Consider the following 18,890-nt stretch of genomic DNA (forward strand, 5'->3'; position numbering starts at 1 on the left):
ACGTTTAACTGTGTAGATTGCTAACCGCATCTTCTAATAACAGTAGCTGCTCTAAGCCCTGCTCAGTTGCTAATGGCTTAACGACATTAAGCATCTGCAACATCCCTTGCTTCACCATTTGTTCGGTAATGTTGGTTTTTGAAGCCATCGCGGATTGATACGCCAACCAACTACACGCAATCAAGTGCAATGTACATACCAATGACTTCAACTGTTGTTGATCGACATTCAACAGCTTCATCGTTACGAACTCTTGCATAATAGCAATGAGGTTCGCTTGCAGCTTCTCTTGCACATCGATGTACTGTTCGTGTAGCTGTTCATCTCGTGACAAGATTTCTGGTAAGTTTGCGTAGAAAAAGCGGTATTTCCACATCAAGGTAAAAATAGAGTCTAGGTAGCTCTTCAGCATAGTCAGGCTCTCTTGCGAACCTTGAATAGGGGTAAATCTTTCTAAAAGTTCTGCTGAATAAAGCGCAAAGATCTCACGAACGATTTCTTGCTTATTGCGGAAGTGGTAATACAGATTACCAGGGCTAATTTCGATGTGATCGGCAATGTGATTGGTGGTGATGTTGCGCTCACCATGTTGGTTGAACAACTCCAGTGCCGCGTAGACGATTTTGTCGCGCGTTTTCATTGTTATCGTGTTCCCTCTTCATTAACGAATCGAGTATAGCGACTTCACCAACCTAGGTCGATAGAGGCTCCAAATACGGTAACATAACAGACCAGTTAAGATGCCAGTTGAGTTGGCGACAAGGTCTAACCAAGAAGTTTGTCGCCCTACATACCCTTGCAACCACTCAATAACGGCGCTGAATAGCAAAATACTAATCGCCACCGCCCAACGTTGACGCCAACGCCACACACAAAAACAACCTAAAAACGCAAAGCCGCTGTACGCCATAGCGTGCTGCATTTTGTCGAGATACGCGATATTGCCCCAGTCTTGCAGTTTACCTGAACTCAGAGATAAAAAAGCGATCAATATGGCGTAGCTAAAGATGACGAAACGTGCAGCCGTCAGGTTCATTGGACGTCCTTATGCAATTGGAAATGGAAAGGCCGTCACTTGATCAATGTGGTCACAGCCTAGCGCCAGCATGATCAAACGATCGATACCCAACGCGACCCCTGCACAATCTGGCAACCCTGCTTCCAGTGCAGAGATCAGATGATAATCGATCGGCTGTGGTTTTAAACCCATTTCGATACGCTTTGCGTTATCTTGTTCAAAGCGCGCTAATTGCTCTTTCGGGTTATCCAGTTCATGAAATCCGTTCGCCAGCTCTATCCCCTTAAAGTACACTTCAAAACGATCCGCGACGCGATGATCTTGAGGATTGATTTTCGCAAGCGCCGCCTGTGATGCAGGGAAGTCGTACACAAAAGCCGGCACGTCCTGACCAATTTTGTTTTCTACTCCCACGCTAAATAGTAGTTGCAGCAGCGTATCGCGATCTTCTTCTGGCTCAGCGATGTCACTCAAACCCAGCTTGCTTGCCGCCGCTTTCAGCTCAGTCATCGAGCCTTCCAGTGGACACACACCCAATACATCAATGAAGGCTTGCTGATACGTCATGCGCTGCGCTGCGCCACACTTCAATACCAGCTGCAACAGGTCATCCATTTCATCCATCAATTTATGATGGTCAAAGCCAACGCGATACCACTCCAACATCGTGAATTCAGGGTTGTGGTAGCGACCATTCTCTTCATTACGAAATGCTTTGTTGATTTGATAAATACAACCGCTACCCGCAGCCAAAAGGCGCTTCATATGGAATTCTGGGCTGGTCATAAAAAACAGCTTACTGCCATCGGCATAGCCTGGGCCAACAAACTCGGTTTGGAAAGTATGCAAATGGATGTCAGTCACGGTTGCGTGACTCATGGCTGGCGTATCGACTTCCATCACCTGTCGGTCAGCGAAGAATTGTCGAATCGACGCGATTAACGTCGCACGTTGACGAAGTTGGTCAATGGAAGCAGTAGGTTGCCAGTTGGTTTGCATAACAAGTCTCTCAAACTTTAATTCAGCGAGGAAAGTCTCATTCTACATGCTTTTTACTCTTCAAGAAGAGAGGAATATCCCTTCTTCTTTTTACTAATGTGCTCGCCAATTTGAGGCAAGCATTACTCGTGCCGCAGAACAAAAAACACTCAGTTAAAATCCTATTATCCATGCGGTTAATGTCACGCAACACGGGTTTAACATCCCTAATATTAATGCTTGAGGACCAAAACCTCGATGCCGTGATAGCAGTCACATAACCTATAAATTCTATGCCCTTAAGTGCATTACCGAAGCAAAAACCCAATTACATCAATTTTTCTGCCATGTGGCTCATCTACACTAACCCTACTACTTTTGGGGAGTTCTTTTTAAGGAGCGCCTCGTAATGACAATAACAAGCGGATTTCCGCAATCACACACTGGAGGATAACTGTGCAAATTATCACCACAGATATCGCAGTCATCGGCGCAGGCGGCGCTGGTCTTCGTACTGCTATTGCAGCGGCTGAAGCAAACCCAGACTTAGAAGTCGCTCTGATTTCTAAAGTTTATCCAATGCGCTCCCACACGGTCGCTGCAGAGGGTGGCTCAGCAGCAGTTATCAAGGATGAAGATAGCTTAGACAACCACTTCAACGACACTGTTGGCGGTGGTGACTGGCTATGTGAACAGGATGTTGTTGAATACTTTGTAGAGAACGCGACTCGCGAAATGATCCAAATGGAGCAATGGGGTTGCCCATGGAGTCGTAAAGAGAACGGTGAAGTCAACGTACGCCGCTTTGGTGGTATGAAGGTTGAACGTACTTGGTTCGCTGCAGACAAAACTGGCTTCCACATGCTTCATACGCTATTCCAGACATCAATGAAGTACAGCAACATCAAACGTTTTGATGAGTACTTTGTGGTGGATCTGCTTGTTGATGAAGGCGAAGTTCAAGGTCTGATTGCTATTCACATGTCTGAAGGCGAGCTTGTTACTATCAAAGCAAAATCTGTTGTTCTAGCAACAGGTGGCGCGGGCCGTGTTTACCACTGTAACACCAACGGCGGTATCGTAACGGGCGATGGTATGGCAATGGCTTACCGTCACGGCGTTCCTCTACGTGATATGGAATTCGTTCAATACCACCCAACAGGTCTTCCTGGTACAGGTATCCTGATGACGGAAGGTTGTCGTGGTGAAGGCGGTATCATCGTTAACAAGAATGGCTACCGTTACCTACAAGACTACGGCATGGGCCCAGAAACTCCAGTTGGCCAACCGAAGAACAAATACATGGAACTGGGTCCTCGTGACAAAGTTTCTCAAGCTTTCTGGCACGAACAACAGAAAGGCAACACCATCAAACACCCACTGGGTGACGTGGTGCACCTAGACCTTCGCCACCTTGGTGAAGAGTACCTACAAGAACGTCTGCCGTTCATCTGTGAGCTAGCAAAAGCTTATGTAAACGTGGACCCTGCAAAAGAGCCAATTCCAATTCGTCCAACCGTTCACTACACCATGGGTGGTATTGAAACGGACGGCAGTTGTGAAACTCGCATTAAAGGCCTATTCGCGGTGGGTGAATGTGCGTCTGTTGGTCTTCACGGTGCAAACCGTCTAGGTTCTAACTCACTGGCTGAGTTCGTGGTATTTGGCCGCGTAGCAGGTGAAAACGCCGTGAAACGTGCGGCAGAATTCAAAGGCTGGAACGACGCGGCAATTGACGCGCAAGTAAAAGCGGTTGAAGAACGCATCGCTAACCTAATGAACCAAGAAGGCGACGAAAACTGGGCAGAAATCCGCACGGAAATGGGTCACACCATGGAAGCGGGTTGTGGTATCTACCGCCAAGAAGATTTGATGCAAGCGACTATCGACAAGATCACTGAGTTGAAAGAACGCTACAAACGCATCAGCATCAAAGACAAAGGTAAAGTGTTCAACACTGACCTTCTGTACGCCATTGAAGTAGGCTACGGCCTAGAAGTCGCAGAAGCGATGGTTCACTCTGCGATTCTACGTAAAGAATCTCGCGGTGCGCACCAACGTCTAGACGACGGTTGTACAGAACGTGATGACGTGAACTTCCTAAAACACTCACTTGCTTTCTACAAGCCAGAGTCAGCACCAAGTATCGATTACAGCAATGTGACCATCACTAAGTCACAACCAAAAGCTCGTCTATACGGTGAAGCAGCAGAAAAAGCCGCGGCTGAAGAGAAGAACGCAGAGGAGCAAGCATAATGTCAGCAAATCGCATTCAAAAAGTAGACATCCTGCGTTACGACCCAGAAAAAGATGCAGAACCATACAAGCAAACATTCGAAGTACCATTCGATGAAACCATGTCTGTACTTGACGCACTTGGCTACATCAAAGACCACCTAGACAAAGATCTGTCTTACCGTTGGTCTTGCCGTATGGCGATCTGTGGTTCTTGCGGCATCATGGTGAACAACGTACCGAAACTTGCTTGTAAGAGCTTCCTACGTGACTACCCAGACGGTGTGACTATCGAGCCTCTAGCGAACTTCCCAATCGAGAAAGACTTGATTGTTGATATGACGCCATTCATCGAGCGCCTAGAAGCAATCAAACCATACATCATTGGTAACGATCGTAAACCAGAAGACGGTACGAACTTGCAAACGCCAGAACAGATGGCGAAATACAAGCAGTTCGCTGGCTGTATCAACTGTGGTCTGTGCTATGCCGCATGTCCTCAGTTTGGTCTTAACCCAGAGTTCATCGGTCCTGCTGCACTAACGCTAGCCCACCGCTACAACCTAGACAGCCGTGACAACGGTAAAGATGAGCGCATGAAGCTTATCAACGGTGAAAACGGTGCTTGGGGTTGTACGTTTGTTGGTTACTGTTCTGAAGTTTGTCCGAAGAACGTTGACCCAGCAGCGGCAGTAAACCAAGGCAAAGTGGAGTCTTCTATGGACTTCGTGATTGCTATGTTGAAACCTGATGGTTCACCAAAGAAAGTGGAGGCATAAGGATGAGCAATCGTAAACCTTACGTTCGTGAAGTAAAACGCACTTGGTGGAAGAACCATCCTTTCTACCGCTTCTACATGCTACGTGAAGCGACGGTGCTTCCATTAATCCTATTCACTCTGTTCCTAACTTTCGGTTTAGGTTGCTTGGTGAAAGGTCCTGAAGCATGGCAAGGTTGGTTAGCGTTCATGGCGAACCCAATCGTCGTCGCAATCAACATCGTTGCACTACTCGGTAGCCTATTCCACGCTCAAACTTTCTTCAGCATGATGCCACAAGTAATGCCAATTCGTTTGAAAGGCAAACCCGTGGACAAGAAGATCATCGTATTGACTCAGTGGGCCGCGGTTGCGTTCATCTCACTGATCGTTCTCATCGTGGTGTAAGGAGCTGAGCAATGAAACCGAATTATAGTGTAAACACATCACCAAAACGTTCTGATGAGCCAATCTGGTGGGGTCTGTTTGGCGCAGGTGGTACTTGGTTCGCGATGATCACGCCAATCACTGTTCTTGTGCTAGGTATCTTGGTCCCACTAGGCGTGATTGATGCAGAAGCGATGAGCTACGAGCGTGTCTCTGCATTCGCAACCAGCATCATCGGTGCGCTATTCATCATTGGCACGCTAGCATTGCCAATGTGGCATGCAATGCACCGTGTACACCACGGCATGCACGACCTTAAGTTCCACACTGGTGTGATTGGTAAAATTGCATGCTATGCATTTGCAGGCCTCATCACTGCACTAGCAGTTATCTTTATCTTCATGATTTAAGAGACTGACCAAAAAAGAAAAAGCTGGCTAAATGCCAGCTTTTTTATTGCTTTGGGTTACCTATGATCTTTTTGCTTTTTAAGCTTTTGACCACCCATGATCTTATTGTTGTGCGACCTTCTTTGTCTGGTCCATAAGACCCAGAGCACCAAAGCCAGTAATCACATCTAGGTTTGTTTTCAAGCCCGTTTCGTCACTTCCACCAATGTAATTTTGTGGCATCTGAACTTGGAAGTTTTGCAAATTGTTGTACAGCGAGTTCGCTACGTCTCGATTCAATTCTGCCAAGTAAACTTCACGGTTTGCTCCTAACGCCGCATACTTACCTTTAAGGACTTCAGATTCTGCGCGACCTTTCGCTAATATCGCTTTCGCTTCAAACTCAGCAGAAAGTGCGTTCGCTTTTTGAATCGCTAAGTTAGCCTCTGCGATAGCTAGCTCTTTCTCCTTCTCGACTTCAGCAAGTCGTTTGGTTTTTTCCACTTCAACGATTTCACGCTCTGCAATCTGACGTGCAACTTCCACTTCTTTTTGCTGAGCAATAATTGCGAGTTCTTTACCACGCTGAGCGTCTTGCACCTCACGTGTTCGTTGAATCTCTTTGCGTAACTGCTCGGTCTCTGCCTGTGCTTTCGACGTTTCTTGTTCCTGAATCGCGCGAATACGATCCGCCACTAAACGCTTTTTATCTGCCAATAGCTGATCTAATTGCTTTTCTGGCTGCGGGTCACCAATGGTCACCTGCGTCACTTGAATACCGTATTGTTGTAACGGATTGTCTTGACGAATCGGTTGCCCGGTTTTGTCTACGACAGGTACGGTTTTCCAAACCAGTTGATTGGTGCGCTGTAATTGGTTCGGATTAGCTTGATTCGCCCCAACAGGCGCAAGATCCAACTCTTCCACTTCAACCTGACGTCGCTCTGTTAGATAAATCCCCTCTCGTAACTGATCGCCAAGTTTCGATTTGAACTGGTTCAAACCACCTTGGAAAAACTCTTCACCCGTGTATTGGGTTGCGGTAATCACCGTTACGTTACGTGCGTTCTTTACAAGCAGCGCATCGATCAAGTTACTGTTGTTGCGGAACTCTTTATGCATCTTCTTCACCGCTTCAGGGTCATTACTGAGCTTAAAGCGGAATGTTACGGGGATCTGACCAATATAGGTGTCGGCAAATCGAACCTGAATCGCATCAAGACGTTGATAAAAATCTTCGCCCTTGCTGTTACCGAATGACACGGTGATCACTTGGTCATACTTGGTGATTTTGGACAGAAATGGCATACGAAAATGAATGCCAGGTTCAGTAAACACATCCAACTCACCAGTAATATTATTCTGATGCACGTAGCTGTAACCCGCATCGGTCATCAGCACCGAGCTATTAATCGTTAAGCCTATTGCCAACAGCGGTACGCCAAATACGGCTGCTTTTAATCCTTTATGTAGTAACTGACGTCTTTCTTCCACCTTTAAACCCCTTCCTAAACCTCTGCTTTCCATTTTGTTCTCCTTTTTTGGATTGTTACTGAGTTAAATCGATAAAAATCAGATTGCTATGCAACTCAGCAACAAGTACTAATGTATCAAAATGTTACATTAAGGAATAATCGACAGATTCATGGAATAAATAAGATTTTTACGAATAATACAAAATCATCAAAAATTTGCGGAGGATATCGATGTTTTACGCAGAGGGATTAAAAGAGAAGAATCACAGGCAATAAAAAAGGCCGCCGAAGCGACCTTTCTAACAATCATATAAAGTGCTTACTTCACACGACCTACGTATTCAGCAGTACGAGTATCTACGCGAATCACTTCACCAATTGAGATGAACAGAGGAACACGAACAACAGCGCCAGTTGATAGCGTCGCTGGTTTACCGCCAGTACCTTGAGTATCACCTTTCAGGCCTGGGTCTGTGTCTACAACTTCTAGCTCAACGAAGTTTGGTGGAGTAACAGTAATTGGGTTACCGTTCCAAAGAGTGATCATACAAGTGTTGTTTTCTACCAACCACTTAGCGTTTTCACCTACCGCTTTTGCATCCGCTGCGATCTGTTCAAACGTTTCACTGTTCATAAAGTGGTAGAATTCGCCGTCTGAATATAGATAATCTAGGTCGATATCCATTACGTCTGCCACTTCACAAGTGTCACCAGACTTGAATGTTTTCTCTAGCACTTTACCAGAAAGAAGTTTACGAATTTTAACACGGTTGAACGCTTGGCCTTTACCTGGTTTAACGTATTCGTTTTCCAGAATTACACAAGGCTCGTTATCAAGCATTAACTTAAGACCGCCTTTAAATTCATTGGTGCTAACTGTAGCCATTTTTTCCTCTTACATTCTTAGAGCTAAATTCAATGCCGCACATAATAACCCGAAAAGTCGAATCTGTTGAGCAAAACTGGCTCAAACAGTTGGCGAATGGGATCTCTGATCCTGCAAAATTGCTCGAAATACTGGAAATTGATCCTTCACCGTGGCAAGACGGGTTTGCCGCGCGCAAGCTGTTTGCACAGCGTGTACCGCAAAGTTTTGTCGATAGGATGGAGAAAGGCAACCCTAAAGACCCTCTTTTACGTCAGGTTTTACCACTGAGCGACGAATTTGAGGTGCATCCGGGTTACTCCAATGATCCATTGGAAGAGCAGGACAATGAAGTCCCTGGCCTGCTACACAAGTATCGCAACCGCGCCCTGATGATTGTCAAAGGTGGCTGCGCGGTAAATTGCCGTTACTGTTTTCGTCGTCACTTCCCTTATCAAGAGAACAAAAGCGGGAAACAAGCCTGGACCAAGTGCTTAGAGTACATGGCACAACAACCAGAGTTGAACGAAGTCATCTTCTCAGGTGGTGATCCATTAATGGCAAAAGACGATGAGATTCATTGGCTTTTAGAGCACATTGCTCACATTCCTCACATCAAACGTCTGCGTATTCATAGCCGTTTACCTGTGGTGATTCCAGCTCGAGTCACTGATGAACTATGCCAACTTCTGCAAGCATCAAGGTTACAAATCATCCTCGTCACTCACATCAACCATGCCAACGAAATCAATGACGAATTTGCTGAACAGATGTTCAAGCTCAAAAGAGCGGGCGTTACGCTTCTAAACCAAGGCGTTCTGCTGAAAGGCGTGAATGATTCGGTAGAAGCTCAAGTGGCGTTAAGTGAGGCCTTATTTGACGCGGGTATCTTGCCTTATTACCTCCACGTTCTTGATAAGGTGCAAGGCGCAGCGCACTACTTTATTTCGGACGCAGAAGCGAAAGCTATTATGCGCGGACTCATCACGCGTGTATCGGGTTATCTGGTACCAAAACTCACACGAGAAGTTGGTGGCAGGCCAAGTAAAACGCCGTTGGATTTGCATTTAGAATAAGCTCTGACACTCAATTAAATTTGTCGTCTAGATTGATTATTTTTGTTCGCTTTGCACGGTAAGTCTATGCATACTCCGCACTTTGGAGGTCAAGATGCATACAGCATTCGAACAAATTTTCGATCTTGGCCCATTCAGTTGGCCTGCCCTACTATGCTGCGCCATTAATGGGCTCATGATCGGTATAGAGCGCCAAACTCGTGGTAAACCGGTTGGCATTCGCACAGCAATATTAATTATTTCAGGCACCTACCTGTTTATGTCGATGGCAGTGTCGTTATCGCCAAATACACTTGATCAAGCACGAGTGCTTGGTCAGATCATTACTGGCGTCGGCTTCTTAGGCGCTGGCGTTATGATGACACTTGATGGAAAAATCCATGGCGTAACATCCGCGGCTGTAATATGGGTGCTAGCAGGTTTAGGTTTGATGATAGGTTTGGGTTATTTAACGCAGTCGGTGGTTATTACTCTCCTGACATTAACCGTGTTGTTAGGTGTGGATAAAGCAGAAAACCACATCAAAGCATTACGCCGCGGTGTTCATCAAAGAATTCAACAACGCAAAACTTCATCACGATTAATTAAATAGTTAACGCTCCGAGAAACTCGCTTCATCTCATCAGTAATTAAAGAGCCCTCGACGAACATCGAGGGCTTTCTGTATATAAAGATTCTGACTTTCTCAGGGATTACTTAGCAAAGTTGATGAGTGGGAAACACTTGAAGAAACCGTTATCCGCACAGTTCAAAAGACCAATTTGCACGCCATCGATTTGATCGGTCATGTTGAAGAACCCAAACTGGAAATTAGACTTCTTAGAGATACTCGCTAAGCCCACATCCGCCATGGTGTAGCCTTCAGAATAGTTCACCGCGCTCCAGTTCAAGCCTTTTACGTTGTTCGTAATGTTAACAGCACCCAAGTTAACACCCGTCGTCTGACCTTGGTTCCAGTTAACTAAGCCTAAAGACGCGCCTTTCATTTCTTGATTTACTTTTGCTGCACCAAAAAACAGACCGAAGTTCACACCTGTCGTACGATCCGTTTCTGACATACCAAGCAGTGAAAAGTCGACACCTTTAACCTCATTTACCTGTCCATGCAACACAGCTAAACGAACACCACCAACTGAAGAATTCGAAGGTGCGTTTGTGTTATCGATAGTAGAGAACATCACAGGTGTACTGTCGGCAAAAGCAACAGGTGATGCGATAGCGGCTGCAATCGCCAATGACGTCATAAGCTTTTTCATTTTCATCTCCATGATGGGAAGCAACAATTTACAACATAGTGTAATGTTCAGATTTTGCTCTGTCCCCGTTCAAAAAGTGTTAGCAATAGGTCAGATTTAACCATCTGACTCAAAAGAAAAAATATTTCTCTTCGATTTTTTGCTTCTGAAATGGCGCTTTTTACGCTCAAAAATTTCATGATAAGCCACACCAGAACGTCATGTTTCTCAGGTGATACGCATAAAAAAGTCGAGGCATCTGCCTCGACTTTTAAAGGTTTGGTCGGTTATCTTTCCGCTATAAGGGGTCCCTTAGAGCGATGAGATAAGCTGGCTGTCGGGTAGCAGAGACGCATTACTGCGCCACCGCCCCCTAAGAACCGTACGTGCGAGTTTCCCCGCATACGGCTCAAGCCTTTATAAGCTTGCTTAAGAAAGCAAACCAGCAACTAATGTCTATGAGTTATAAAGTAAGTGAAGGGGTTGATCGGATTCAATTTTCACCTGGCCTACCTCACAACCATCCCAGTCAAAACTGCCATCTAGCACTGGCAGTCAGAGTCGGGGCAGCTTCAAACCCACAAGGTTATCCACGCCGGGCGCAGCCCACTCCTTCCTGCTACCTTCTTGTTTGTCCCCTCTCGGCCAAGACTACATGTGCTAGCACATATATGAATTGGAGACATTCAAAAATGCTTCCAAGGGAAACCTCCTGAATCTCTCTGGGTGACGAACATAACTTTACCTTATAAAACTAATTGCACTCAAGTGATTTCGAGTGTAATTGCCGATGACAGTTAATATGCAACATCATCAAATTCGAGCTTATGTCCGTGCCGCCATCCACTCTTCTGACGATATGGTGAATATCCCATTCATCTTCTGAGTGAAACTGCTGGTGACACACCGCACATTTGTAGTCTTGTCTCTCGACAATCTTCCATAGCTTCCAGTTACCCGACAAAGATTTCTTCAATCTTTGCATCTTCAGACGCTCAAAGTATTGTTCGTCCTCCGGTAGGTAACAGTTCACTGTTGCCCGAATTTTCACATGTTTATCGACTTTCACTTTCGCTGCACTCAACAAGCGATAGTGACCATCTTCCCCTTTCGGTTTCGGTGCGCTGAATACCCAGTTTCTATCACCCACTGTTTTAAAGTATTTTTCTTTAATCCAGCGTTTACGGCGATTCAAATGGATTCGGCGACACCACTGCCATAACATTTTCCAGATACGGTAGTCGATATACTTGAATGTCTCACTCGCACATACCCAGCGGTGGTAGTTGCACCATCCTCTGATCATCGGATTCAACTTCGCTATCACAACTGAAGCTGGCACCGTTTTATGGCTGTTGAGATAATCTCGTATACCGCGCAGAAAATTCTTCACGTTTTTCTTTGACGGCTTAATCAACATCTTGCCGTCGTATTTACGCAAATTCTGCCCGAGAAAATCGAACCCGTCGTCTATATGCGTGATCAGCGTTTTTTCTGCTGACAATTGCAACCCACGTTCTGCCATAAAGGCTTCAACTATTGGTAAGACCTTATCTTCTAGTAGCTCTTTCGAGATCCCAGTGACGATGAAGTCATCTGCATAACGCACATAGTTGACCTTAGTTTTGTAACTGGCTTTTGTGTTCTTCTTCCCGAAGTGGGATTCGAGCACCGTTTCCAGTCCGTCTAAGGCCATATTGGCGAGTACAGGTGAGATAATCCCACCTTGCGGTGTACCCGCCTCCGTCGAGTTAAACTTCCCAGATTCCATGAATCCGGCTTTCAGCCACTTCTTAAGTATCGCCTTATCCATAGGAATATTGGCGATAAGCCAGTCATGGCTGATAAAGTCAAAACACCCTTTGATATCACCCTCCAGTACCCAACGGGCACTGGCCTTGCGACTGAGGTTCACGAAACATTGTTCGATAGCATCAGCACAAGAGCGATTCGGGCGAAAGCCATAGCTGTTTCGATCCGCCGTGGTTTCCGATATGGGTTCAAGAGCTAACAGGTATAGTGCCTGCATTGCTCTATCACGCATGGTTGGTATTCCCAGCGGCCTACGCTTGCCATTAGCTTTAGGAATATAGACTCGCCTCAACGGACTTGGCTTATAGCCTTTACGCATTAGTTGGTCTATAGCTCCCCATTTCAAGGCAGGAGTGTTCCAGATTTCTCCATCAACACCCGGTGTGTTTTTCCCTCTGTTTTCAGTGACGCGCCGAATGGCTATCACCTTGGCAGCAAACGAACGAGTTAACATGCGTTGCAGTCTTTTGACCTGTCGCCAGTCAGACTTTTTCGTTGCCTTTGCGATCCGTACCTGTAGCCCTCTCACCGTACGATACATTAGTGACCAGTCGATGCTGTGCCACTGCTGTGTCTGGTGGGAGGATGCAGATACGTCAATTTGCATTGAAGTATGCACCTTGCTTTCCTCCATTAACGATAAGTTAAACAAGCAACACAAGGCGCATCTGTGCCCCATAGGGCAGAGATTTACCCTATGAGGCTTGAACTTGTTGCTGACAGTACCCTAGATCCTCAAATAGGAAAGGTAACGCCCACAATTGGACTCTGACAGTTTCGACTACCGTAAAACTTGACGGCTTTACTGATTTTCACGCAATTAAAGACCAAGCAGACGTGGGCCCCGTTTCCGGTGAAAGCACGTTGGCTTTCTATCCAGCTCATTACAAGCTGACTTTCGCTTTTTCTGCTCTCCTGTGCCCGCATCCTCAACAGCGCCTCTTACGAGTTGCCTGCCCTATTGGGGCAAAGATACGGGGTTTCCGAGTTCCGTTTTCATTACACGAGTTACTTAGGTTCTACCTATTCACCGATGGCGCATGAGTCAGCGTATCCCCAGATGTAAAAGAGATAACCGGCCATATACCTTTTGGTCAGAGCGTTGGTGACGGCTAATCCTCCCAAGGGGACAATTAATCGACACGACAATAGCGTTACGCTCGTCGCGGCTGACGGTGTTTATCAGTAGTTCACTTACGTTAACCATATAACTCAGCCTAGCCCCTAAACCGCCTGCTATTGGCGGTTGTCTTAACCTTCACTTCACAGCGAAAATTAACCACTTGCGTGGGGGTACATTGTCAGGAAGCTCCGAACACAGCGTTACCGCAGATGCACTATCCCTAGGCTACTATTGGCTGAACAACAGGTCTTACTATCCAATCACCTACCCGTCCGAGTAAGAGATTGGCTAAGACAATAATGAAAACAGCTTCGCACCGTGCAGGTGGCTCAAGCTTAAATAAGACACGAATATTCCCGTTACTTCACAGACACTAGTAGCGCTGCTTCAACGTATATCATTCGCCTAAAGCGAGGGACACAGACTTTCGCCCATGCCTAAAATCGGACCTCTTACGAGGACCGATATTCGGGCTTGGGTTCAGCCCGAATATCGGGTTTTATTTATTTGCTATTTCGGCGGGTGGGATAGTAACCACGACATAAAATTATGTGGTTACTATGGACGTAGCCCGCTCGGCTAGCTACCTACGCGACTCTCGTCGCACTACATCATGCCGCCCATACCGCCCATGCCACCCATGCCGCCCATGTCAGGCATCGCTGGCGCGTCTTTTTGCGGTAGGTCAGTAACCATCGCTTCAGTTGTGATCATCAGACCTGCAACCGATGCTGCGAATTGTAGTGCAGAACGAGTAACTTTAGTTGGATCTAGGATACCCATTTCTAGCATGTCGCCGTATTCGCCTGTTGCCGCGTTGTAGCCGTAGCTACCTTCACCCGCTTTCACGTTGTTCGCAACAACTGAGTCTTCCTCACCTGCGTTCTTCGTGATTTGACGGATTGGCGCTTCCATTGCACGTAGTGCAACGCGGATACCAACGTTTTGTTCTTCGTTGTCACCCGTTAGGTGAGCAATCTTAGATGCCGCGCGGATAAGTGCAACACCACCACCAGCAACAACACCTTCTTCAACCGCTGCGCGAGTTGCGGCTAGCGCATCTTCTACACGGTCTTTCTTCTCTTTCATTTCAACTTCAGTCGCAGCACCAACTTTGATTACTGCAACACCGCCAGCCAGTTTAGCTACGCGCTCTTGTAGTTTCTCTTTGTCGTAGTCTGAAGTTGCGTCTTCGATTTGTTGACGAATCTGAGCAACACGGCCTGAGATCATCTCTTCTTCACCGATACCATCGATGATAGTCGTGTTTTCCTTCGTGATAGAAACACGCTTCGCTTGACCTAGATCTTCTAGTGCAACTTTTTCTAGCTCTAGACCGATCTCTTCAGAAATCACAGTACCGCCAGTTAGGATAGCGATGTCTTGTAGCATTGCTTTACGGCGGTCACCGAAGCCAGGTGCTTTCACAGCTGCAACTTTTACGATGCCACGCATGTTGTTCACAACCAATGTTGCTAGCGCTTCGCCTTCTACATCTTCTGCAATGATAAGCAGTGGACGAGATGCTTTCGCGACAGCTTCTAGCGTTGGAAGAAGCTCACGAATGTTTGAGATCTTCTTATCAACAAGAAGAATGAATGGGTTTTCTAGATCAACACTGCCTGATTCTTGGTTGTTGATGAAGTAAGGAGACAGGTAACCGCGGTCGAACTGCATACCTTCTACTACGTCTAACTCGTCTTGTAGCGCCTGACCTTCTTCAACCGTGATAACGCCATCACGACCCACACGCTCCATTGCTTCTGCAATGATATTACCTACGCTTGCGTCTGAGTTTGCAGAGATAGTACCAACCTGCGCGATCGCTTTTGTGTCGTTACATTCAACAGAAAGCTCTTTTAGTTGCTCAACTGCCGCAGCAACAGCTTTGTCGATACCACGCTTAAGATCCATTGGGTTCATGCCCGCTGCGACTGCTTTTAGACCTTCGTTAACGATAGATTGTGCTAGTACCGTTGCTGTTGTTGTACCGTCACCCGCTGCGTCGTTTGCTTTAGACGCAACTTCTTTAACCATTTGTGCGCCCATGTTCTGGAATTTATCTTCCAGCTCGATTTCACGCGCTACTGATACACCATCTTTAGTGATAGTCGGTGCACCAAAAGATTTGTCTAGAACGACATTACGTCCTTTAGGACCCAGTGTTACTTTTACTGCGTCAGCCAGAACGTTTACACCTTCCAGCATTTTAACTCGTGCGTCATTACCAAATTTAACGTCTTTAGCAGCCATCTTTGATTTCCTTTCTAAAATTCTTTGTGTGTAATTTCGTAATTGAATCTGAGCAAAAAATTACTCAATGATTGCTATTATTCAACGATCGCCATGATGTCGTTTTCAGACATGACAAGCACTTCTTTACCGTCGATTTTTTCAGTTTTTGTACCGTAACCTTCAGCGAAGATAACGGTATCACCGACTTTAACGTCTAGTGGCAGTACGGTGCCGTTTTCTAGGATGCGGCCTTTACCCACAGCTAGAACAACACCGCGAGTCGATTTTTCTGCAGCAGAACCAGTCAGAACGATGCCACCAGCAGACTTAGATTCAACTTCTTTACGTTCAACGATAACTCGGTCATGTAATGGACGAATGTTCATCGGTCGTCTCTCCTGAAAATTTCCATGTTTATTTGATAATTGTCCTTAGGGACTGTAGCCCCAGACACGTGATCCCTATATAAGGGGTCGAAGCAGCGATCCCAAGGGGGTGGCACAAAATTTTTGTGACTTAGTTAAAATAACGAACAACTAGGCAACGGTTTGCGTTAGAAATGCTCACTCGCTCGGCATCTCGCTTTCTTGTATCCTTGCAGTTTGCTCACCAGATAGTTGTCACACATGCAGGAAAATAACAAGCTGGAACCCCAAGCGACCGATAAGCATGGTTTGTTGACCGCACCCATTCCTGAAACGCTGCGGAAAATGACCGTACCCATGACCATGGGCATGATCGCAATTTTGATGTTTAACTTGGTGGACACGTTTTTTATCTCGTTGCTTGGCACTCAAGCGCTAGCAGCTATCAGCTATACCTTCCCTGTCACCTTTGCGGTTAACTGCATTACGATGGGGATTGGGATGGGACTATCGACCAATATTGGTCGCTTGCTTGGGCAAGGTCATGCACCACAAGCTGCTCGGTTCACCACCCACGGTTTGTTGTTAGCCGTGTTACTTGTGGCTATCGCGTCTTCTATTGGCTTTACCACCATTGCGCCATTGTTTCGTTTTCTTGGTGCGTCTGATGATCTCATCCCTCTTATTGAGCAATATATGCAGGTCTGGTATCTCACCATTCCTCTGCTAGTGATCCCAATGGCGGGCAACAGTGCTATCCGAGCTACTGGCGACACAAAAACACCAGCAAAAGTCATGATGTTGGCTGGTTTGATTAATGGCATGCTCGATCCATTGTTGATTTTCGGTTATGGCCCTTTTCCGGAACTTGGCATTCAAGGCGCAGCCATAGCAAGTGCCTTTAGCTGGTTAGGTGCTTTGTGTGGCTCATTCTATGTGCTAATTAAACGGGAAAAATTGCTTGCTCAACCCCAATGGGCTTTGCTGAAACAAGACTGGCAACAGACACTAAAAATTGGTACCCCTGCAGCGCTATCAAACGCGATGAATCCATTGTCCGGTGCCATTCTGATGATGCTGTTATCCAACCACGGTACAGCGGCGGTTGCTGCTTACGGCGCAGCGCAGCGTATTGAGTCTATATTGATTTTAGTATTGATGTCGCTGACCTCTGCCCTCACACCGTTTATGGCACAAAATTTAGGAGCCAAACAACCGCAACGAGCCTTTTCCGGTTTATTTATTAGCATGCGTTTTGCAGTGGTATTCCAAGGGTTTATCTTCTTGATGATGGTGCCACTGAGCATTCCTCTGGCTGCGCTGTTTTCTCAGGAAGATGCGGTGAAAAACCTGCTTTGGCATTATTTACTGGTGGTGCCATTTAGTTATGGCTTCCAAGGCATCGTAATGATGTTAGTCAGTGGTTTGAATGCGATGCACAAGCCATTGCGTGCATTCCAGTGGAGCTTTATGCGGCTGTTCATTTTTACCTTGCCATCGGCGTGGATCGGGAGCCAAATCTACAGCATTGAAGGCTTGTTTATCGGTATCGCGGTTGGGAATACGTTGGGTGGGCTACTGGGCTACTTGTTTGCGCTGCGCGAGCGAAAATTAACGCTCATAGAGCAGAGCAGCGTGTCTTAACACTCGTCTATCACTAGTTTCTTTTTGTTGATTCTCAAATACAAAAAAACCGCGGAAAGCCGCGGTTTTGTTTATCTATTTCAAGCTTGCTTAGAACAACTCTTCAGCAACTTTGTATAGATCGTTGCGTACTGGACGCTTCATGTTTTCGATTGCGTCGATGATATCGTGGTGAACAAGTTGCTCTTTCACGATACCTACACAACGACCACCATGACCTTCGATCAATAGGTGAACAGCGTAGTTACCCATACGAGATGCTAGTACGCGGTCAAATGCAGTTGGACGACCACCACGTTGGATGTGACCAAGTACTGTTGCACGAGTTTCACGACCTGTCGCGGCTTCGATGTCACGTGCTAGTTCATTAGCATCCATCATTAGCTCAGTAAGCGCGATGATCGCGTGTTTCTTACCTTTAGCGATACCATCTTGGATGTTGCTGATCAGCTTGTCTTTGTCTAGACCAGTTTCCGGAGTGATGATGTATTCACAACCGCCCGCAATTGCAGACATCAGAGTCAAATCACCACAGTGACGGCCCATGATTTCTACAATTGAAATGCGTTGGTGAGATGAAGAAGTATCACGTAGACGGTCGATTGCATCGATAACGGTGTTTAGTGCACTTAGGTAGCCCACAGTGTAATCCGTACCTGCGATATCGTTGTCGATTGTGCCCGGAAGACCGATACATGGGTAACCCATTTCAGTCAGTTTCTTCGCACCCATGTACGAACCATCACCACCGATTACCACTAGTGCATCGATACCATGTTTTTTCAGGTTCTCAATCGCTTTTTCACGAACTTCCACTTGTTTAAATTCAGGGAAACGTGCAGAACCTAGGAACGTACCACCTTTGTTGATCACATCTGAAACGCTAGAACGATCTAGCTTCTCGATGCGGCCTTCGTATAGGCCTAGGTAGCCGTCGTACACACCGAATACTTCCAATCCTTCGGATAGTGCTGTACGTACTACGCCGCGTATCGCAGCGTTCATACCAGGTGCGTCACCGCCACTTGTTAAAACACCGATCTTCTTAATCATGCTCACCCTCGATCTTTGGCAATCAATTATTTAATTTTCTTTTAGGCCCCTTGTTACCAAGCAACCTGCATAATCCAGAACTGTGCGTTATGTTACATTTCCTCTACAGGATTACCAATGAAAACGCACTTTTTTATGTAACTTTTCTACTTATGTAAGAGTATTACAGTTTCTCTATGAAACTTTGTTGATTCATATCAGGATCACGAATCTTAATAAGTATTGATGGAAAGATAGTCAATA

At 46.1% G+C, this 18,890-nt stretch carries 17 protein-coding genes; 7 read left to right on the forward strand and 10 right to left on the reverse strand.

Annotated elements, in window-relative coordinates; genetic code table 11:
• Positions 1–4 precede the first annotated feature (4 nt).
• Genes R7Q41_RS21255 through epmA form a run of 3 tightly spaced genes read right to left on the reverse strand, consistent with a single transcriptional unit; the run spans position 5 to position 2,017 of the window.
• A complete protein-coding gene (locus R7Q41_RS21255; protein WP_005381480.1) occupies positions 5–640 on the reverse strand; it encodes a TetR/AcrR family transcriptional regulator in 636 nt (211 codons plus the stop codon).
• 21 nt (positions 641–661) lie between these two features.
• Complete coding sequence (locus R7Q41_RS21260; protein ID WP_213896509.1) at positions 662–1,036, reverse strand: VanZ family protein; 375 nt, start codon at positions 1,034–1,036, stop codon at positions 662–664.
• Positions 1,037–1,045: 9 nt separating this feature from the next.
• A complete protein-coding gene (gene epmA, locus R7Q41_RS21265) occupies positions 1,046–2,017 on the reverse strand; it encodes an elongation factor P--(R)-beta-lysine ligase (protein ID WP_005381485.1) in 972 nt (323 codons plus the stop codon).
• 435 nt (positions 2,018–2,452) lie between these two features.
• Here epmA and frdA point away from each other — a divergent pair, with 435 nt between their 5' ends.
• The 4 genes from frdA to frdD are packed head-to-tail and all read left to right on the forward strand — an operon-like array spanning position 2,453 to position 5,785.
• On the forward strand, positions 2,453–4,252 hold the full coding sequence (frdA, locus tag R7Q41_RS21270; RefSeq protein ID WP_017821831.1) for a fumarate reductase (quinol) flavoprotein subunit: 1,800 nt from the start codon (positions 2,453–2,455) through the stop codon (positions 4,250–4,252).
• Positions 4,252–5,010: a succinate dehydrogenase/fumarate reductase iron-sulfur subunit gene (locus R7Q41_RS21275; RefSeq protein ID WP_005381489.1), complete on the forward strand. Its 759-nt coding sequence runs from the start codon at positions 4,252–4,254 to the stop codon at positions 5,008–5,010. Before frdA ends, R7Q41_RS21275 begins: the two co-directional genes overlap by 1 nt.
• A 2-nt stretch (positions 5,011–5,012) precedes the next feature.
• A complete protein-coding gene (gene frdC, locus R7Q41_RS21280) occupies positions 5,013–5,396 on the forward strand; it encodes a fumarate reductase subunit FrdC (RefSeq protein ID WP_005381491.1) in 384 nt (127 codons plus the stop codon).
• Between the two features lie 11 nt (positions 5,397–5,407).
• Entirely contained in the window at positions 5,408–5,785 is a 378-nt protein-coding gene (frdD, locus tag R7Q41_RS21285; protein WP_005381493.1) for a fumarate reductase subunit FrdD, read from the forward strand.
• Positions 5,786–5,887: 102 nt separating this feature from the next.
• Here frdD and R7Q41_RS21290 read toward each other — a convergent pair whose 3' ends face one another.
• Both R7Q41_RS21290 and efp read right to left on the reverse strand, forming a co-directional pair.
• Complete coding sequence (locus tag R7Q41_RS21290) at positions 5,888–7,291, reverse strand: SPFH domain-containing protein (RefSeq protein ID WP_005386397.1); 1,404 nt, start codon at positions 7,289–7,291, stop codon at positions 5,888–5,890.
• Between the two features lie 267 nt (positions 7,292–7,558).
• Complete coding sequence (gene efp, locus R7Q41_RS21295) at positions 7,559–8,125, reverse strand: elongation factor P (protein WP_005381500.1); 567 nt, start codon at positions 8,123–8,125, stop codon at positions 7,559–7,561.
• Between the two features lie 32 nt (positions 8,126–8,157).
• On the opposite strand from efp, the gene epmB reads away from it, so the two are divergent.
• The gene (gene epmB / locus R7Q41_RS21300; RefSeq protein WP_017821830.1) at positions 8,158–9,180 is read left to right on the forward strand and encodes an EF-P beta-lysylation protein EpmB; all 1,023 of its coding nucleotides are present in this window, start codon (positions 8,158–8,160) and stop codon (positions 9,178–9,180) included.
• A gap of 94 nt (positions 9,181–9,274) precedes the next feature.
• Entirely contained in the window at positions 9,275–9,772 is a 498-nt protein-coding gene (locus R7Q41_RS21305; protein WP_005381504.1) for an MgtC/SapB family protein, read from the forward strand.
• 100 nt (positions 9,773–9,872) lie between these two features.
• Here R7Q41_RS21305 and R7Q41_RS21310 read toward each other — a convergent pair whose 3' ends face one another.
• From R7Q41_RS21310 to R7Q41_RS21325, 4 genes are all read right to left on the reverse strand, one after another.
• Entirely contained in the window at positions 9,873–10,436 is a 564-nt protein-coding gene (locus tag R7Q41_RS21310) for a VC2662 family protein (protein WP_017821829.1), read from the reverse strand.
• A gap of 733 nt (positions 10,437–11,169) precedes the next feature.
• Positions 11,170–12,834: a group II intron reverse transcriptase/maturase gene (gene ltrA / locus R7Q41_RS21315; RefSeq protein ID WP_144361825.1), complete on the reverse strand. Its 1,665-nt coding sequence runs from the start codon at positions 12,832–12,834 to the stop codon at positions 11,170–11,172.
• 1,122 nt (positions 12,835–13,956) lie between these two features.
• On the reverse strand, positions 13,957–15,603 hold the full coding sequence (gene groL, locus R7Q41_RS21320; protein ID WP_005381509.1) for a chaperonin GroEL: 1,647 nt from the start codon (positions 15,601–15,603) through the stop codon (positions 13,957–13,959).
• A gap of 77 nt (positions 15,604–15,680) precedes the next feature.
• Positions 15,681–15,971, reverse strand: a complete 291-nt coding sequence (locus R7Q41_RS21325) for a co-chaperone GroES (RefSeq protein ID WP_005381516.1) — start codon at positions 15,969–15,971, stop codon at positions 15,681–15,683.
• A gap of 240 nt (positions 15,972–16,211) precedes the next feature.
• On the opposite strand from R7Q41_RS21325, the gene R7Q41_RS21330 reads away from it, so the two are divergent.
• Positions 16,212–17,594 (forward strand): MATE family efflux transporter, encoded by a 1,383-nt coding sequence (locus R7Q41_RS21330; RefSeq protein WP_017821828.1) that lies wholly within the window; start codon positions 16,212–16,214, stop codon positions 17,592–17,594.
• 90 nt (positions 17,595–17,684) lie between these two features.
• Here R7Q41_RS21330 and pfkA read toward each other — a convergent pair whose 3' ends face one another.
• Positions 17,685–18,647, reverse strand: a complete 963-nt coding sequence (pfkA, locus tag R7Q41_RS21335; RefSeq protein WP_005381521.1) for a 6-phosphofructokinase — start codon at positions 18,645–18,647, stop codon at positions 17,685–17,687.
• Positions 18,648–18,890 lie beyond the last annotated feature (243 nt).

Source organism: Vibrio sp. 2096, assembly GCF_033339595.1.
Taxonomy (GTDB): Bacteria; Pseudomonadota; Gammaproteobacteria; order Enterobacterales; family Vibrionaceae; genus Vibrio; species Vibrio alginolyticus.

Coding starts and splice junctions, on each gene's coding strand:
- R7Q41_RS21255 (WP_005381480.1), bottom strand. CDS start 640: ATGAAAACGCGCGACAAAATCGTCTACGCGGCACTGGAGTTGTTCAAC.
- R7Q41_RS21260 (WP_213896509.1), bottom strand. CDS start 1,036: ATGAACCTGACGGCTGCACGTTTCGTCATCTTTAGCTACGCCATATTG.
- epmA (WP_005381485.1), bottom strand. CDS start 2,017: ATGCAAACCAACTGGCAACCTACTGCTTCCATTGACCAACTTCGTCAA.
- R7Q41_RS21275 (WP_005381489.1), top strand. CDS start 4,252: ATGTCAGCAAATCGCATTCAAAAAGTAGACATCCTGCGTTACGACCCA.
- frdC (WP_005381491.1), top strand. CDS start 5,013: ATGAGCAATCGTAAACCTTACGTTCGTGAAGTAAAACGCACTTGGTGG.
- frdD (WP_005381493.1), top strand. CDS start 5,408: ATGAAACCGAATTATAGTGTAAACACATCACCAAAACGTTCTGATGAG.
- R7Q41_RS21290 (WP_005386397.1), bottom strand. CDS start 7,291: ATGGAAAGCAGAGGTTTAGGAAGGGGTTTAAAGGTGGAAGAAAGACGT.
- efp (WP_005381500.1), bottom strand. CDS start 8,125: ATGGCTACAGTTAGCACCAATGAATTTAAAGGCGGTCTTAAGTTAATG.
- epmB (WP_017821830.1), top strand. CDS start 8,158: ATGCCGCACATAATAACCCGAAAAGTCGAATCTGTTGAGCAAAACTGG.
- R7Q41_RS21305 (WP_005381504.1), top strand. CDS start 9,275: ATGCATACAGCATTCGAACAAATTTTCGATCTTGGCCCATTCAGTTGG.
- R7Q41_RS21310 (WP_017821829.1), bottom strand. CDS start 10,436: ATGAAAAAGCTTATGACGTCATTGGCGATTGCAGCCGCTATCGCATCA.
- ltrA (WP_144361825.1), bottom strand. CDS start 12,834: ATGCAAATTGACGTATCTGCATCCTCCCACCAGACACAGCAGTGGCAC.
- groL (WP_005381509.1), bottom strand. CDS start 15,603: ATGGCTGCTAAAGACGTTAAATTTGGTAATGACGCACGAGTTAAAATG.
- R7Q41_RS21325 (WP_005381516.1), bottom strand. CDS start 15,971: ATGAACATTCGTCCATTACATGACCGAGTTATCGTTGAACGTAAAGAA.
- R7Q41_RS21330 (WP_017821828.1), top strand. CDS start 16,212: ATGCAGGAAAATAACAAGCTGGAACCCCAAGCGACCGATAAGCATGGT.
- pfkA (WP_005381521.1), bottom strand. CDS start 18,647: ATGATTAAGAAGATCGGTGTTTTAACAAGTGGCGGTGACGCACCTGGT.